14 protein-coding genes are annotated in these 17,388 nt (G+C 64.9%); 4 read left to right on the forward strand and 10 right to left on the reverse strand.

Translation table 11 applies throughout. The features are described from left to right. Position 1 precedes the first annotated feature (1 nt). The 9 genes from V3G39_00845 to V3G39_00885 all read right to left on the reverse strand — a co-directional run bounded on the left by V3G39_00845 (position 2) and on the right by V3G39_00885 (position 11,303). The gene (locus V3G39_00845) at positions 2–1,477 is read right to left on the reverse strand and encodes a rhamnulokinase family protein (GenBank protein XAS76608.1); all 1,476 of its coding nucleotides are present in this window, start codon (positions 1,475–1,477) and stop codon (positions 2–4) included. Further along, complete coding sequence (locus V3G39_00850; protein ID XAS76609.1) at positions 1,446–3,476, reverse strand: bifunctional aldolase/short-chain dehydrogenase; 2,031 nt, start codon at positions 3,474–3,476, stop codon at positions 1,446–1,448. Before V3G39_00850 ends, V3G39_00845 begins: the two co-directional genes overlap by 32 nt. Continuing rightward, a complete protein-coding gene (gene rhaI, locus V3G39_00855) occupies positions 3,476–4,642 on the reverse strand; it encodes an L-rhamnose isomerase (GenBank protein ID XAS76610.1) in 1,167 nt (388 codons plus the stop codon). The genes V3G39_00850 and rhaI overlap by 1 nt, the downstream gene beginning before the upstream one ends. A 39-nt stretch (positions 4,643–4,681) precedes the next feature. Further along, complete coding sequence (locus tag V3G39_00860; GenBank protein XAS76611.1) at positions 4,682–6,139, reverse strand: L-fucose/L-arabinose isomerase family protein; 1,458 nt, start codon at positions 6,137–6,139, stop codon at positions 4,682–4,684. Beyond that, positions 6,129–6,533 carry an L-rhamnose mutarotase gene (locus V3G39_00865; GenBank protein ID XAS76612.1) on the reverse strand — a complete coding sequence of 135 codons (405 nt, stop codon included), beginning with the start codon at positions 6,531–6,533 and terminating at the stop codon, positions 6,129–6,131. The genes V3G39_00860 and V3G39_00865 overlap by 11 nt, the downstream gene beginning before the upstream one ends. Positions 6,534–6,536: 3 nt before the next feature. After that, positions 6,537–7,619, reverse strand: a complete 1,083-nt coding sequence (gene rhaS / locus V3G39_00870; GenBank protein XAS76613.1) for a rhamnose ABC transporter substrate-binding protein — start codon at positions 7,617–7,619, stop codon at positions 6,537–6,539. 93 nt (positions 7,620–7,712) lie between these two features. Further along, positions 7,713–8,777 carry an ABC transporter permease gene (locus V3G39_00875; GenBank protein ID XAS76614.1) on the reverse strand — a complete coding sequence of 355 codons (1,065 nt, stop codon included), beginning with the start codon at positions 8,775–8,777 and terminating at the stop codon, positions 7,713–7,715. Next, positions 8,767–9,786, reverse strand: coding sequence for an ABC transporter permease (locus tag V3G39_00880; protein ID XAS76615.1), 1,020 nt, complete (start codon positions 9,784–9,786; stop codon positions 8,767–8,769). Before V3G39_00880 ends, V3G39_00875 begins: the two co-directional genes overlap by 11 nt. After that, a complete protein-coding gene (locus tag V3G39_00885) occupies positions 9,783–11,303 on the reverse strand; it encodes a sugar ABC transporter ATP-binding protein (protein XAS76616.1) in 1,521 nt (506 codons plus the stop codon). The genes V3G39_00880 and V3G39_00885 overlap by 4 nt, the downstream gene beginning before the upstream one ends. A gap of 253 nt (positions 11,304–11,556) precedes the next feature. Here V3G39_00885 and V3G39_00890 point away from each other — a divergent pair, with 253 nt between their 5' ends. From V3G39_00890 to V3G39_00905, 4 genes are read left to right on the forward strand one after another with little or no spacing between them, the layout of a single operon-like run. After that, positions 11,557–12,591, forward strand: coding sequence for a LacI family DNA-binding transcriptional regulator (locus tag V3G39_00890; protein ID XAS76617.1), 1,035 nt, complete (start codon positions 11,557–11,559; stop codon positions 12,589–12,591). 25 nt (positions 12,592–12,616) lie between these two features. Continuing rightward, complete coding sequence (locus V3G39_00895; GenBank protein XAS76618.1) at positions 12,617–13,354, forward strand: (Fe-S)-binding protein; 738 nt, start codon at positions 12,617–12,619, stop codon at positions 13,352–13,354. Continuing rightward, positions 13,351–14,856 (forward strand): LutB/LldF family L-lactate oxidation iron-sulfur protein, encoded by a 1,506-nt coding sequence (locus V3G39_00900; protein XAS76619.1) that lies wholly within the window; start codon positions 13,351–13,353, stop codon positions 14,854–14,856. The genes V3G39_00895 and V3G39_00900 overlap by 4 nt, the downstream gene beginning before the upstream one ends. Then, positions 14,853–15,458 carry an LUD domain-containing protein gene (locus tag V3G39_00905; protein XAS76620.1) on the forward strand — a complete coding sequence of 202 codons (606 nt, stop codon included), beginning with the start codon at positions 14,853–14,855 and terminating at the stop codon, positions 15,456–15,458. Before V3G39_00900 ends, V3G39_00905 begins: the two co-directional genes overlap by 4 nt. On the opposite strand, the gene V3G39_00910 is transcribed toward V3G39_00905, so the two are convergent. Beyond that, positions 15,459–17,306, reverse strand: a complete 1,848-nt coding sequence (locus V3G39_00910; GenBank protein ID XAS76621.1) for an NHL domain-containing thioredoxin family protein — start codon at positions 17,304–17,306, stop codon at positions 15,459–15,461. It lies immediately after the preceding gene. Positions 17,307–17,388 lie beyond the last annotated feature (82 nt).

The following is a 17,388-nucleotide window of genomic DNA, read 5'->3' on the forward strand; positions in this document are numbered from 1 at the left end:
CTCAGCGAGGTCGACGCGCACCGCGTTCTTCTGGCAGGTAGGTACGTAGGACGGCGCCGGTCAAGGTTTGACGTAGCTGCATGAGGTCGCCGTGCAGCGCCCCCGTTGCTCGTGCTTGCACCAGCACGTTGCCGAATGCGGCTGCTTCGACCGGTCCGGCGATGACCGGCAGGTTGCATGCGTCGGAAGTGAGTGCGCAGAGCAGTTCGTTCTGTGCGCCACCACCGACGATGTGCACGACGCCCACCGGATGACCAGACAACTCCACCGACTGTCGTATGGCGACCGCATAGGCCGCCGCGAGGCTGTCCAGGATGCAACGGGTCAGCTGCACCGGACCGGACGGCACCGCTTGACCGGTCCGTGCGCACTCGGCTCGGATGCGGGCAGGCATGTCACCGGGTGGCAGGAACTGCGGCAGGTCGGTGTCGAAGACGGGTCCACCGTCGGGTAGGTCTGATGCGCCGGCGAGAAGCATTGCCAGATCAGCGGGTTCACCATCGAATGTCCACTGGCGCTGGGACTCCTGCAGCAGCCACAGGCCCATGACGTTGCGCAGGAAGCGCACGGTGTTGTCGACGCCGAGTTCATTGCTGAACCGCGCCGCCCTGGCCTGCGGGGAGGTGACAGGTTCGTCCAGCTCCACACCCACCAGGGACCAGGTGCCACACGAGATGTAGGCGAAATCTGGGCGCGTGGCGGGCACGCCGACAACGGCCGAAGCCGTGTCGTGCGATCCCACGGCAATCACGGGTACCTCGCCGACACCACACGCCGCAGCTACCTGCGCGGTCACTGCACCGATGCACGTACCCGGGCGGACGACCGGCGAGAGGAGATTCGGGGGTAGCGATAACTGTTCCAGCAGGTCGATGGACCAGTCACGCGTGCGGACATCGAGCAACCCGGTGGTCGAGGCGTTGGTCTCCTCGCAGACGCGCGCACCAGTCAGCCAGTAGCCGAAGAGATCGGGAATGAGTAGCATCGCGCGCGCACCATCCATCGACGCATCCTCGCGCGCCGCGATCCACTGATAAATCGTGTTGAACGGCAGCGCGAAGACTCCAGTGCGCTCATAGAGCCGGTCGGCGCACACCAGCGTCTCGACCTCGGCGGTCATCCCCGCCGTCCGATCGTCCCGGTAATGCACAGGGTTGCCGATCAGTGCACCGTCGCCGTCGAGCAGTCCGTAGTCAACAGCCCAGGAGTCGATACCGATACCGGACAGTGCAGAGTCGCTGAGGGCACCGGCGGCGCGGATGCCGCCGGTCACCCCAGCCCACAGACGCAGGATGTCCCAGTGCAGCGTGCCGTTCAGGCGCACCGGTTCGTTGACGAACCGGTGCGCCTGAACGAGGTCGACGCGCCCGTCGTGCACTGTCCCCAGCATCACCCGCCCGGAGGAGGCACCCAGGTCGACCGCGGCGTATGACGACATCCGGGCCTCAGCGCAGGAACGCGGCGGCCACGCCAGCATCGACAGGAATGTGCAGACCCGTGGTGTGCGACATGTCCCCACCGGCCAGCGCGAACACGGCTGCGGCCACATGCTCGGGCAGGACCTCGCGTTTCAGCAGGGTGCGCTGAGCATAGAAGGCACCCAGTTCAGCCTCTGGCACCCCATAGACGGCTGCCCGCTGGGCACCCCATCCTCCCGCGAAGATGCCCGAACCACGCACGACTCCATCGGGATTGACTCCGTTGACACGTACGCCGATGCCACCCAGCTCGGCCGCGAGCAGGCGCACCTGGTGGGCCTGGTCGGCTTTGGCCGCGCCGTACGCCACATTGTTGGGTCCGGCGAACACGCTGTTCTTGCTGGAGATGTAGACGATGTCGCCGCCCATCTGCTGCTCGGCCATCACCCGCGCGGCCTCCCGGGAGACCAGGAACGAGCCGCGGGCCATCACGTCGTGCTGTAGATCCCAGTCCGCGGCAGTGGTCTCTGCCAGCGATTTGGAGATCGACAGTCCGGCGTTGTTCACCACTAGGTCCACGCCGCCGAACCCGCGTGCAGCTGCGGCGAACGCCTCGGCAATACCTGCCTCGTCAGTGACGTCGACCGTCACGGCAATAGCCACATCGGTCGACCCCAGTTCTGTCGCCACCCGGGCGGCTGCGGCACCATCGCGGTCCGTGACGACCACGCACGCGCCCTCGGCGGCCAACCGGATCGCGATCGCCCGACCGATACCCGAGCCGCCACCGGTGACCAGCGCGACACGGGTGGCCAGCGGCTTGGCCTTCGGCATCCGCTGCAGCTTCGCCTCTTCCAGCAGCCAGTACTCGATGCGGAACTTCTCCGCCTCATCGATCGGTGCGTACGTCGAGATGGCTTCGGCTCCGCGCATCACATTGATGGCATTGACGTAGAACTCACCGGCTACCCGGGCGGTCTGCTTGTCCTTGCCGAAGCTGAACATGCCCACCCCCGGCACCAGGACGATCGCCGGGTCGGCGCCGCGGATCGCCGGTGTCTGCTGCGTCGCGTGCCGCTCGTAGTACGCGGCGTAATCCTGCCGGTAGGTCGCGTGCAGCTCCCGTAGCCGTGTCTCGACGTTTTCCAGCGGGGCGGTCGGTGGCAGATCGAGCACCATCGGACGGACCTTCGTGCGCAGGAAATGGTCCGGGCAGGAGGTACCGAGCGCAGCCAGCCGCGGATGCTCGGTCGCCGACAGGAAGTCCAGCACCTCGGCGCTGTCGCTCCAGTGGCCGATCTGCGGGCGGTCGGTAGAGGCCATCCCACGCAGGATCGGCGCGAGCGCTGCGGCTCGTGCCGCCCGCGAGGACGGGTCCAACGCCTCATACCCCGGAATCGGCGGGCCGAACGGCTGCGACCGACCGCGTTCGGCGATGAACGCCTGCGCCGCCGAGATGATCTCCAACGAGCGCGCCTCACACTCCTGGCTCGTGTCGCCCCAGGCAGTGATCCCGTGGCCGCCGAGAATGCAGCCGATCGCCTCCGGATTGTCACGGGCAATTGCGGCGATATCCAGGCCCAACTGGAACCCGGGCCGCCGCCACGGCACCCAGACCACCCGGTCGCCAAAACACTCCTGCGTCAGGCGCCCACCATCCGCCGATGTAGCGAGCGCGATACCGGAATCCGGGTGCAGATGATCCACATGCGGCGCATCGACCAGCGCGTGCATAGCGGTGTCGATGGAGGGTGCAGCACCGCCCGAGCCGTGCAGACAGTAGGCGAACGCGGCGACCATCTCATCTTCACGGTCGACACCGGGGTAGACGTCGACGAGCGCACGCAACCGGTCCAGCCGCAAGGCTGCAAGACCGGCGGACGTCAGCGTGCCAAGGTCGCCACCGGAGCCTTTGACCCATAGCAATTCCACCTCCTGGGAGGTCGCCGGGTCGGTCTGGACACCCTTGGCGGAGGTATTGCCGCCGGCGTAGTTGGTGTTTCGCGGGTCCGCGCCAAGCCGGTTGGACCGGGTGATCAGGTCATCGACGGTCGACATCAGGCTCCCCACCCGGCCTGCGTGCCGCCCACGCGGTCGGCGACGATTCGTTCGGCATATCCACTGTCGGCGTAGCCCTTCATCGGGTCATGTTCCAATCCTTGGTCGGCTCGCAGATCTGCGAGAAACGGTCGTACATCGGTGTTGTAGGCGTCCATCAGCACCCCATTCGCAGCCAGGACGTCCCCTGCGGCCTGAGCCTGTTCGAGCGCGACGAGGTCCAGGATCATCGCCTTGGCGGTGGCCTCCTGCACATTCATCACCGAGCGGATCTGCCCAGGAATCTTGGCTTCGATGTTGTGGCACTGGTCGAGCATGAAATTGACCTCGCTCGACGGGTCGAATCCGCCGCCGAGGCGCACCTCCAGCAGGATCCTGAACAATTGAAATGGATCAGCGGAGCCCACCATGAGGTCGTCGTCGGCATAGAAACGGGAGTTGAAGTCAAACGCACCCAGCTTCCCGGCACGTAACAGGAAAGCGACGATGAACTCGATGTTGGTGCCTGGCGCGTGATGGCCGGTGTCCACGCAGACCTTCGCACGGTCGCCCAATTCCATACAGTGCGCGTACGAGGTGCCCCAGTCCGGCACGTCCATGGTGTAGAACGCCGGCTCGAAGAGCTTGTACTCCAGGATCAACCGTTGCTCACCAGTCAGTCGGTCGTTGACAGCAGCGAGCGCCTCAGCGAGCCGGTCCTGACGAGCGCGGATGTTGTCCTGGCCCGGATAGTTCGTGCCGTCGCTGAACCATAGTTTCAGGTCTCGCGAACCTGTTTCGTCCATGATGTCAATACATTCCAGTAAGTGCTCCAGCGCCTTGCGCCGGATCCGGGGGTCTGGGTTGGTGACGCTGCCGAGCATGTAATCGTCGTCCTGGAACACGTTTGCATTGACAGTGCCGAGCAGGACGCCCTCGTCGCGCGCAAACCGCCCGAGCTTGTCCCAGTCGTCCACCCTGTCCCAGGGGATGTGCACCGCCACCGAGCCGGCGGCGCCGGTCATCCGATGCACCATCGCGGCGTCGGCAATCTTCTCGAACGGATCACGCGGCACGCCCGGCTGGGCGAAGACCTTGAAACGGGTGCCGGAGTTGCCGAAGGCCCACGAGGGCAGCTCGATGCGCTGTGCTCGCAAGACCGGTGCCGCGGCATCGAAGTCGACCATGGTGTCGTGCCTGCTTTCAGAAGAGGTGATGTAGCACCGTTACGGCGCTACTTCGATCAGTTGAATATCAAGTAGGTCTGCCACACAACGAAGTTCCGGGAGCAGGTTGCCCACCCCAAGTGCCCAGTGATGGCTGATGCCGGACGCGCTCCAGGCATCGGTCCAGATTCCCGGGTCACAGCCGAAATCAACGCGCGAGGTGGTGTTGCCGATCCGCAGCAGCGGCCCGGGCACCACCTCGCCGACGGAGGCGATGAAGTCGAACCGGCCGTCTCGACGTTGGGCGATCCCGAAGGTGGTGACCGGGCCGTGGCGTACATCGAACTCCACCGAGACGCCCCACCCACGTTTGCCGTGGAAGGTGCCCAGGCCGCGCAGCAACGGGCGCCGGGCGCTGATTGCCAGGTGTGCCGGGCCGTCGTGACCCATCTCCACGACATCGTCATGGAAGTTCAGTGCCTGAAATTCAGTGAACGATCCTCCACCGCCGAGCCGGTCGACGATCAGCATCGCCAGTGAGGTCCGCAGCTCGTACTCGCCGACCGTGGGGATGCCACGTGCGGTGAGCAGCGAGGCGCCCAAGATCATCCCAGCCGCGAGACGCTCGTGGATCTCGCCGTCGCGACCACGGTGGTAGTAGGCGAGGCTGTCCAGGCCGAAGTCCTCGACGAGAGTGTCGAGACCGACTGAAACCCTGGCGCCCCAACGGAAGTCGTCGTCCACGACGCTCGCATCGAGCTCGAACGTATCCCTGGCGAGCACCATCCGGTCCTCGACCTGAGCGTCGCTGACCTGCTGGACGGCCACCCGCAGGTCATCGAACTCGACGACCTCCAGGTGCCCGCCGAAGTGGACCGGCACGAGCGTGAGGTCGGTCGACACATCGAGCATCCCCGGGTAGAGATGGCCCATCAGGCCGTGCCGACCCTCGCGCAACGTCGCACGCACGCCGGCCGCCTTCACCCAGCGACCGATCCGCACCCAGGCGCGCTCGTCCTCCAGGTAGCCCGATACCGACCGGAAGTCGATCCCCGCCCGTTCAAAGGTGTTTGACATCTCCGGCAACGGGCACGCGCCGCAGTACGCGAGCCAGGCGCCGGTGTCGAAGCTCTCGTGATCCATTGCCTCGGTCGGTTGCAGATTGATCAACAGCACCGGTGCACCGCTGCGCTGCGCGATCGGCAGCAGCATGGATGCCGTCAGATACGTCGTGAGAAAACCGACAATCAAATCACATCCGGCGGCCCGCAACTGCTCGGCGGCCCGAGCACCGTCCTGCTCGTCGGAGATAAAACCCACATCGATGACATCACAGTCGAGGGCCTGCATCTGTTCGGACACCCGCAGCGCGCTGCGTTGCAACTGCGGCAGCAGGGTCGGGAACTGCGGCCAGTACGCGCCGAGTCCGCCGGAGACCAGACCGATGCGGGTACGCCGCACGCGTACCCGTGCCGGCCCGGTGCCCGCAGGAGGAGCAGATCTGTCGTCAACACTCATGGTTCTGCTCCTCACCGTTCCTCGGCTGCCCTTCATCGGCCAGATCGGCCAACTGCTCTTCGAGGGTGAAGACCCGCTCGAGCAGTTGCCGTCCCTCGTCGGGTCGGGCACCGTCCAGGTCCACGAAGAAACGAGACATCTCCTGCTGCCACTGCGCATTCACTGTTGTTGCCGCCATCGCCTGCTCCGCTGCAGCGAGATCAACGGCCTCGACGTAGCCGATCAGCAACCCGTCCGGCGCCAGGAACAGCGAATAGTTGTGCCACCCGCTGTCCCGTAGCGCCAGGAGCATCGCGGGCCAGACGGCCTCGTGACGTAGGCGGTACTGCGCGAGCAGATCCGGGCGGACCCGCAGCAGGAAGCAGTAGCGCTGCATCACGACGTCATCCGCCATCGATCAGAAGTTGAACTTGTCGATGTTTGCCTTGTTGAACACCGTCGGCGGTCCGAGCACGACCGAGGGGCTGTTCTGCGCGTCACCGGCCAGCACTGTGTAGCTGCCGAGGGTGCCCGCCTTGAAGGTGGCGCCGGCCTTGACCGAGGTAATCCCCGAGGCAAGGCTCGCCGCGGCGTATCCGGCGAGATATCCGAGCTTGCTCGGGTCCCACAGCTCGAAGGACTCCACGGTGCCGTCCTTGATGTATGCCTTCATCTGAGAGGGCAGGCCGAGGCCGGTCAGGGTGACCTTCACTTCTTTGTGCGTGGACAGGTACTGCGCTGCGGTCGAGATACCGACCGTGGTCGGGGAGATGATTCCCTTGAGGTTGGGGTAGGCGGACAACACACCCTTCAGGACCGTCAGCGACGTTGCCGGGTCGTCATTGCCATACACGGTCGTGACCAGCTTCATCTTCGGGTACTTCTTCAGCTGCTCCTTCATGTACCCGATCCAGGCGTTCTGGTTGGTCGCGCTGGCTGCGGCCGACAGGATCGCGATCTCACCGGTGTTGTTGATCTGCTTGGCGAGCAGGTCGACCTGGCTCGTGCCGATCCTCTTGGTGTCAGCCTGATTGATGAACAAATGCTCCGGAGCGTTCCCGCAGGAGATGTCGGAGTCGAAGGCGACGATCTTGATACCTGTCTTGGCCGCCTGGTTCAAGGAGGGGCACAGCGCCTTGGGGTCGTTGGCCGCAATCACGATCGCGCTGGCCTTGGCCTGGATCGCCGCCTGAATCGACGGGATCTGCGCAGCTGCAGTGGCAGCGGTGCCGCTACTCACGACGACCTTCCCACCCAGCTCTTTGAGCGCCGCCTCGCCACCCTTGTCCGCGAGGACTTCGTACGGGTTCTGGGTGTCCTTGGGGATGAAATAGACAGTCTGGCCTTTTTTGATCGCGCCTGAGGAATTCACCGAGGCGGGAGCCGATCCCGCTTTTGCGGGCTTGGTCGACTGCGAGGAGCAGGCTGCCAATGATCCAAAGACCAGGGCAGTGGCAGTCAGCGCGCCGACGCGCCGCGCCGAGGGAGAAAATACATTCATTATGAAACCTTTCATATGTGACTGGAATCGTGGCGGCCGAGGAGTCGCCCAGGTGAACGTTTCGTGCAGTGATGGGTTGAAAGAAGATGCTGCTCAGGCCGTCTGCCGGGTGCGCACGACGCGAGCTCGGGCGCGCCGGTAGATCTCGGCACCGTTCGGCACCACGACACTGATCAGCAGGAGGAGGCCGGTGACCACCTGTTGCTTCTCCGGCTGCACCTGCATCTGGGTGAGGATCACCTGCAGCGAACCGAAGATCGCGACCGCGATCACCACCCCGATGACCGTGCCTCGACCACCGAAGATCGACACTCCTCCGAAGAGCACGATGGCCACAACGTTCAGCTCCAGACCGATGCCCGCGGAGTAGCTCACTGATGCGTTCTGCAGGGTAAGCAGGATCCCGGCCAGTGCCGAGATCAGGCCGGAGAACACGTAGAGCCCGAAGCTGATTCGCGACACCCGGATACCGCTGAATCGGGCGGCCTCCGGCTGCAATCCGATCGCGTACAGCGAACGACCCAGCGGCGTGTAGTGCAGCACGACACCGCATCCGATCGCCAGCACGATGAAGATTCCGGTGGTGTAGGAGATGCTCATCCCAGGAATCGACTCCGTACCGATATTGGTCAGCGCCGCCGGGAACTGCTGGTCACCCACGCCGGGCACGGTCAGCGAACCGAGGAGCACCTGGGCCAACCCTCGAAAAAGCGTCAGAGTGCCGATGGTGACAGCGATGGACGGCAACCCGAGCCGTGAGATGAGCACGCCATTCAGCGCTCCCCCGATGACGCCGACCAGCAGAGCCCCCAGCATCGCCGGCCAGATCGCCCATCCGTGATGCCACAGGAAGCCCATGGTCGCGCCCGACAGGCCCAGCATCGAGGCCACCGACAGGTCGATCTCACCCGTCATGATGATGAAGGTCATCGGCATTGCCATCAGCGCGATGAAGCCGATGTTGATGCCGATGTAGAAGATCGATGACCCGGTCAGCAGCGACACGCCCTGGGTACTACCGAAGATTACGATACCGATCAGTACAACGACCAGGCCGGTCTCCCACCGGGCTGACCGGCGTAGCAGGGAATCACGGGTGGGGTCGGTCCCTTCGTAGGCGCGTTCGTCCTGCGGCGCGCTGAGCACATCAGAGGTCACGGTGAGCACCTTCCGCATCGCGCAGCTTGCGGGCGACCCGCAGGCTGAGCCATCGATCGAAAGCGATAGCGGCGAGCAGCAGAGCTCCGGCGATCGCTCCGTTCCAGAAGGCGCTGATGCGAGCCGCGACCAGCGCCTGGTTGACGGTGTTGAGTAGTAACGCGCCCAATGCGGCGCCGACGATAGTCCCACTGCCGCCGAAGATCGCGACGCCGCCGACCACCACGGCCGCCACCACCGTCAGTTCGTACCCCAACCCGGAGTTGTTGTTGACCTGGGCGTACTGCGCCACGAAGAGGGCTCCGGCAAAACCGGCGAGTGCGCCACTGATGACAAAGGCGGTGAAGATCCGTTTGGCCGCGGGCACGCCGGCCAGGTCTGCGGCTTCGGGGTTGGAACCGATCGCGTAGAACTCCCGACCGCTGCGAAAGCTGCGCATGGCGTACGTAGCGGCGATCACGATGACAGCGACGATGATCGCCAACCACGGCACGCCGAGGAATGTCTTGTACCCGACTGCGGTCATGGATGTCGGGATGACACTGGCGTTGATCTGTTTGCCGTTGACAACGACCCCGTCGACGCCGCGGATCACGTAGAGCATGGCGAGGGTCACGACGAGACTGGGCACCTTCAGCAGCGCGACGATCAGTCCGTTGATGGCGCCGATCACTGCTCCGATCAGCACGGCGATCACGAATGCGGACCACACCGGGATCTGGCGGCTGCCGAACAGGTCACCGATCACGTAGGCCGACAAGCCGAGCGTCGAAGCGACCGACAGGTCGACGTTACGCGTGACGATGACCAGCGTTTCCCCGACAGCCATCAACGCCACCAGAGCCGCACCGCTGAGTAGTTGTTGGACGCTGCCCGCATCCAGGAAGTGGCTGTTGACCGAGGTCGTGATGACGACGACGACAGCGATTGCCACCACGATCCCGAGCTCGCGGGCTCGCAGCAGATTCGCGATCCGGCCACTTTTCAGCGGCTGCAGGACGGCGGTCATGCGGCGGGCACCTGTGCCAGACCGCTGGCTGCGCGCATCACGGTTGCCTCGTCGGCATCGGCGCGATCGAGGGCGGCGGTGATGCGGCCTTCGTGCAGGACGACGACCCGGTCGGCCATCCCCAGCACCTCAGGCAGCTCCGAAGAGATCATCAAAATTGCCATTCCATTCGTCACGAGAGAGTCGAGAATGCGGTGCACTTCGGCCTTGGTGCCGACGTCGATGCCGCGCGTCGGCTCGTCGATAATGAGGACGGAGGGGTTACGCGCCAGCCACTTACCGAGCACGACTTTCTGCTGGTTGCCACCCGACAACGTCGATACCGGACTGGACATCCGACCGAACTTCAACTGCAGGCGCTTCGCCCAGATACTCGCCAGTCGGCGCTCCGAGCGAGCCCGGATCAAGCCCTTCGAGCGCAGCTCCTTCATCGAGGCCATTCCCACGTTCTGGTCGATGCCCATATCCATCACCAGACCCTGTTGGCGTCGATCCTCAGGTACCAGGCCGACCCCGGCGGCCATGGCCGCCCGCGGATCACCGGCAGCCAGTTCCTGCCCGTCGACTCTGACCGTGCCGGAGGTACGTGTATCAATACCGAAGATCGCGCGAGCGACCTCTGTGCGCCCGGCTCCGACCAGGCCCGCGAGAGCGACGATCTCGCCACTGCGCACAGTGAACGAGATATCGCTGAAAACGCCCTCGCTGCACAGTGACTCCACTTCGAGCATGGGCTTGCCCGGGGTCGTCACGGTTTTCGGGAACAACGAGCTGAGGTCACGGCCCACCATGGCGCGGATGATGGTGTCGACGTCGAGATCAGCGACCGGCGCCGTGCTCACGAAACGACCATCGCGCATGATCGTGACCCGCTGACAGCTGGCGAAAACCTCTTCCAGATGGTGACTGATGAACATCACTGCAGCGCCTTGTTCACGCAGCGTCGCCATGACATCGAAGAGTCGCTGCACCTCCACACTGGTCAGGGCGGCGGTGGGCTCATCCATGACCAGTACCCGCGAATTGAGCGAGAGTGCTTTCGCGATCTCCACAATCTGCTGGTCCGCGACAGACAGCCCTTTGGCCACTCGTGCGGGATCCAGCGCGACACCCAGCCGGGCGAAGACCTCCCGGGCATCGGCCTCCATCTTCGAGCGGTCGATCCGTCGCCCGGTGGTCAGCGGTTGACGACCCAGGTAGATGTTCTCGGCGACGCTGAGATCGGGAAAGAGGGTGGGCTCTTGGTAGATGATGGAGATGCCCGCGGCTTTGGACTCTGCGGGACCGCGAAACAGTCGAGGCTCACCGTCGACGGTGAGCACCCCGGCATCCGGGGCGTGTACGCCGGCCAGGATCTTGACCATGGTCGACTTCCCCGCACCGTTCTCGCCCAGCAGCGCGTGAGCTTCGCCCGGGTAGAGCGTGATCCGCCCGTCCGCCAACGCCTGTACCGCTCCGAAGCTCTTCTCGGCATGATCGAGAACGAGCGTCGGAGTGAGCTGACTGTCGTCGGTCACGAGTGCCCCTCTGATCGGCTGCGTGAGTGAAAGGTTTCACTCAATGGCAAAAACCTAGCTGCTGATTTGTGTGACGTCAACCACATTTCCCAAAATTCTTCAACCAGGAACTGGGATATTCCGGGGTAGAGTGAGAGAGGCCTGTCCGGCGAAACTACCTGGATTAATTGATACGTTTTAGATGATCCATGACGGATCGTCACCCTGAAGCCGGGCTTCGGGTCTCACTACTTGCACTCCGAGGAGGGCACTCATGCCGGGATCGGTCAGTGTCGTCGATGTCGCACGCCACGCTGGGGTGTCCCTCGGAACCGTCTCCAATGTGTTGAACCGGCCCAGTCGCGTTTCGGTGAAAACCCGTGAGCGTGTGTTGAACGCCATCGAAGAGCTGGGTTTTGTGCGCAACGAGGCTGCGCGTCAGTTGCGGTCAGGAAGCAGCCGCACGATCGGCCTGGTCGTGCTCGATATCGCGAACCCGTTCTTCACCGACCTCGCTACAGGGGTGGAGCGCGCCGCCGCCTCGTCCGGACTGTCCGTGGTTCTGTGTAACAGCTCAGACGACGCGAAGCGCGAGGCGCACTACCTGAGCCTGCTCCAGGAGCAGCGGTCCTTCGGCATCCTCATCACACCCGTAGGCGCCCGCAACCCCGCCATTGCGCGTATCCGCCAGTCCGGCACCCCTGTCGTCCTGGTCGACCGGGGATCTGGACGCGCGCAATGCTCGGTCTCGGTCAACGACCGGATCGGCGGGGAGTTGGCGGTCGGCCACCTCATCGCCCAGGGGCACCGACGGATCGCCTTCGCTGGTGGTCCTACGTCGTTGCGCCAGGTCGCTGAACGACTCGAGGGAGCCCGCAATGCCATCGAATCCGCGGGCCTGCCGCCGGCTGCCCTACAGGTTATGGACACCAAAGCCCTCACCGTCGCCAGCGGACGGGCAGTCGGCGTGCAGCTGTCGCAAGTGTCCGTGACGAAACGTCCTACAGCAGCTTTCTGCGCCAATGATCTGCTGGCCCTGGGAGTGCTGCAGGACGCGATGCTTCGGCGACTGGATGTGCCCGGGGATCTCGCGATCATCGGATACGACGACATCGACTTCGCCAGCTCTGCCACCGTCGCGCTCAGTTCGGTCCGACAGCCGCGGTCCGAACTTGGGCGCGCTGCAACCGAGTTGCTGGTGGACGAGGCGACCAATGCCAAGGAGCATCGGCATCGCCAGGTGGTGTTCGAGCCTGAACTGGTGGTGCGGGCCTCGACTGCCGGCGAGTCCGACCGCAGCTGCACGTGACGATCGCGATGACGAGGAGAGACAGATGCGCTTAGCGTTGTTCGCGACCTGCCTGGTGGACGGGCTCTTTCCCGACGTGGGCAAGGCAACGGTCGCCGTCCTACGCCGTCTCGGGCAGGAGGTGGAGTTTCCCTTGGAGCAGACCTGCTGCGGGCAGATGCATGTCAACACCGGGTACGGGCGCGAGGCCTACCCGCTGGTGCGTCGTTACGTCGACACATTCGAGCCGTATGACGCGGTCGTGACACCCAGCGGGTCCTGCGCCGGCGCGATCCGACATCAGCATCTCGAGCTCGCACGCCAGTTCGGCGACGAGGCTCTCCTCCGGCGGGTCGAGAGCATCGCCCAGCGCACCTACGAACTGTCCGAATTCCTGGTCGACGTGCTCGGCGTGACCGACGTCGGCGCCAGCTACCCGCACCGGGTGACATACCACCCGACCTGCCACTCCCTGCGCGTGTTGAGGGTCGGTGATCGGCCACTGCAATTGCTGCGCGCGGTCGACGGGCTGGACCTGGTGGAACTGCCGGACGCCGACACGTGCTGCGGCTTCGGCGGCACCTTCGCACTGAAGAACTCACAGACCTCCACCGCGATGCTCGCCGACAAAATACGCGCGATCCAGTCGACCGATGCACAGATGTGCGTAGCCGGCGACGCGTCCTGCCTGATGCATATCGGCGGCGGAATGTCGCGCCTGAGCATCGGTACAGAGACTGTCCATCTGGCACAAATTCTTGCTTCGACCAAGGACGCGCGATGACCACCTTCCTCGGCATGCCGACCGCCTCCCCCACCACGCATCTACGGACCAGTGAATCATTTCCGCAAGCCGCGCGATCCGGGCTCGCCAACTCCCAGCAGCGCCACAACCTGCGCGCCGCAACGACCACCATTCGCGCCAAGCGCGCTGATGTCGTGGCCGAGCTCGATGACTGGGAAGAACTACGGGCGGCGGGTGCCGCGATCAAAGACCACACCCTTGCCCAACTGCCGCACTACCTCGAGCTGTTCGAAGCTGCGGTGATCGCCAACGGTGGAACCGTGCACTGGGCACGCGACGGCGACGAAGCCAATGAGATCGTCACCCGTCTCGTTCGGGCTACCGGTGAAACCGAAGTCGTCAAGGTCAAATCGATGGCTACCGAAGAGATCGGGCTCAACGAAGCGCTGACCGCCGCCGGTATCACCGCCACTGAGACCGACCTCGCGGAGCTGATAGTCCAGCTCGGCGACGACCGACCCAGCCACATCCTGGTGCCCGCAATCCACCGCAACCGCAGTGAAATCCGCGACATCTTCCTGGGGAACATGCAAGACGTCGACCCAGCTCTCACCAACGACCCAGAGGTGCTGGCGGGCGCTGCCCGGGTGCACCTGCGGCGCAAATTCTTGTCCGCAAAGGTCGCGATCAGCGGCGCGAACTTCGGTGTCGCGGACACCGGCACCCTGTGCGTGGTGGAATCCGAGGGCAACGGACGGATGTGCCTGACGCTGCCGCGCACTCTGATCACCGTGATGGGCATCGAGAAGCTGGTCCCGACCTGGCGCGACCTGGAGGTCTATTTGCAGCTGCTGCCGCGGTCCTCCACCGGTGAGCGGATGAACCCGTACACCTCGATGTGGACCGGCGCCACCGAAGGGCAGGACTTCCACGTCGTCCTGCTCGACAACGGACGGACCGCGACGCTGGCCGACCCACGCGGCCGTTCGGCGCTGCGCTGTATCCGCTGCTCGGCCTGCCTCAACGTCTGCCCCGTCTACGAGCGGGCCGGCGGTCACGCCTACGGATCCGTCTATCCAGGGCCGATCGGTGCTGTGCTGTCCCCGCAACTGACCGGCGTGAAGGACAATCCGTCGCTGCCGTTCGCATCGTCGTTGTGCGGCGCCTGCTACGACGTCTGCCCGGTAGCGATCGACATCCCGACCATGTTGGTGCATCTACGCGAAGAGGTTGTGTTGTCGAAACGGACGCAGCACCGGTTGCCGACTGCTGAGTCCGCGAGCATGAGTGCCGCCGCGTGGACGATGACTTCCAGGAGACGGTGGACCGCCGCGTTGCGGGCGATGTCTCTGGGCCGGTCGGTGACCCGGCTACCCGCTCTGCCTCCGCCACTGTCAGCCTGGGTGCGCTCACGGGACCTGCCACAACCGCCGCGGGAGAGCCTGCGGGACTGGTGGGTACGCGAAGGGTCGACCGACTCGGCAGCCGACACCGCTGCCGACCCGGATGCAGGAACGTCGGATGCGCGGGGTCCGCGATGAACGCGCGCCAGGAGATTCTGCAGCGCATCCACACCGCCCTGGCGGACCGACCCGAAGCGGTGAGCATCGTGCGCGACTACCACCTGGCGGGCTCGCGGCCGGTGGATGTGGATATTTTCGCCGAGCGGGTGGCCGACTACCGCGCCACCGTCTACCGATGCGCGGCAGCCGACGCCCGGGACTGTATCGACGAGATGCTGCGGTCTCACTCGATCACCGAAGTTGCCCTGCCGCAGGGATTTCCCACTCACTGGGAGCCGTCGGTGCAGCTCACCGCCGAACCGGTGAGCGTGCCCGAGCTGGACCGGATCTCCGCCGTGATCACCACCTGCAGCGTCGGCATCGAGCAGACCGGAACGATCGTGCTCGACGCCGGGCCGGGTCAGGGCGCGCGAATGCTCACCCTCGTGCCCGACTACCACCTCATCGTGATCACAGAGGATCAAGTGGTCGCGGCGGTCCCCGACGCGATCGCAGCACTCGATCCGACTCGCCCACAAACCTGGATCAGCGGCCCGAGCGCCACCAGCGATATCGAGCTACGCCGCGTGGAAGGCGTACACGGCCCCCGCACACTCGACGTCCTGCTCGTCGCCCGCTGATCAGACGCCGCGTAGGTCCAGGTGCAGCTCGGTGGACGCGCCGGCTGCCAACACGACAGGGATGCCCCAGTCCTGTTGATAGAGATGACAAGCCGCGTATTCCGGGAACTCCCCGGTCACCGGGTCTCCGTCGCAGGCTGCCGCCCGCACCGAGATGTGCAGGGTGCCATCGCCCACCGCTGGGTCGAGCACGAGCGTCCTTGTCAGGCCGGGAGCGGTGCCATCACCTTCCCGGATCAGCGCCTGCGGGGTCGCAGACACCATCAACTGCGTCGGATCGCCATATCTGTTGTCGAGTTTCTGTCCGGTAGGCGGTTCGAACGCGATCCGCAGCGTCACCTCGCCCGGTGCCAGCAGCGTCACAGGTCGCTGAGTGCGGTGCGCCCCTCCCTGCACCTGCTGGGCCTGTGCGGGTACCGCTACCCGGGTCACCTGGTGCGCGCCGGACTCGACAACGAGTAGTCGCGTTCCCTCGTCACCTCGCTCGATGAGCACGTCGCTCGGCTCAGCCAGATCCGTGGCCAGCGTGCTGACCTGGCCGGTCTCCGGGTCGTAGCGTCGGATCGCCCCGTTGTAGGTGTCGGCGAGCGCAACGCTGCCGTCGGGTAGCTCGGTGACCCCGAGCGGATGCTGCAGCAGCGCCCGGTCGCCGGGTCCGTCGACGTGACCGAAGTCGAAGAGGCCCTGACCGATATGAGTCAAGACCTCGAACCCGCTGTCCTGCAGCGTGATCGAGCGAAGAGCCGATGATTCGGCATCCGCGATCCAGACCTTCGTGCCATCTGCGGAGGTCGCCAGGCCAGAGGGCTGCGCGAACCACGCGTCGTGCGCTGCACCGTCCCGCACGCCCTCCGCGCTGGTGCCCGCCAACACTGCGACAGTGCTGTCTGCCGGGTCCGTGCCCAGGTGCAACACCCACAACTGGTGCGTGCCGGCCATCGCGATCACCGCCCGGTCGATCCACCACGTGATGTCCCACGGTGTCGAGAGGTCCTGCCTGCTCGCTGCGCCCCCACCGGAACGCTCCCGCAACTGCCGACCGGTGCCCGCTTCCACGCGAATTCGTGCATCCGACAATCGGATCGATGCAATCTGGTGGTGGACACTGTCAGCCACCAGGACGTCATAACCGACTCGCTGCGCCACCTCGGGCGGGAGCACGCAGAGGCCTTGTGGCTCGGCGAATACGTCGGGCCCGCCATACCTCGCGCGCTCGGTCGTCAGGTCGCTCTCGAGATGGACGACTTCGTGGTGAGCCGTGTCAGAGATGAGATAACTGCCGTCATGCAGGACCTCCATCTTGCCCGGGAAGCGCAACGCCGTAGGTGCTGCTGACGGAGCGACATATGGTGAATCTCCGCGCGTCAGTGTGCCTTTGGCGTCATGCTCAACGATCAGTTCGTCGATCAGCACGCGGAGCCCGTGCGCGTGCCCCTCACCCGACAGTTGAGCGACGATGTACCCCTGCGGGTCGATGACCACGAGCGTCGGCCACGCGCGCGCCGCGTACGCCTGCCATGTCGTCAAGTCGGGATCGTCGAGCACCGGGTGCTCGACGGAGTACCGCTCGACGGCCGCTTCCACTGCAGCGGGCTCGCCCTCATGCTCGAACTTGGGTGAATGAATGCCGAGGAGCACGACTTCATCCGCGAATTCGCCCTCCAGTGGGCGCAGTTCGTCGAGCACGTGCAGGCAGTTGACACAGCAGAACGTCCAGAAGTCCAGGACGACGATCTTGCCGCGCAGGCTTTTCAGGGTGATGTCGACTCCCCCGGTGTTCAACCACCGTCGGCCGGCCAACTCCGGCGCCCGCACCGCTATCTTCGACCTTCCCACTGCTTCGCTCACAAATCCCTTAACGCACCGAGGGCGCACTGTCATCCCGCCGGATTCTCAGCTGGGCGGGCGGTTTGCGTTCGTGACCCTCCCT

The sequence above is a fragment of the Dermatophilaceae bacterium Sec6.4 genome (genome assembly GCA_039636865.1).
Taxonomy (GTDB): Bacteria; Actinomycetota; Actinomycetes; order Actinomycetales; family Dermatophilaceae; genus Allobranchiibius.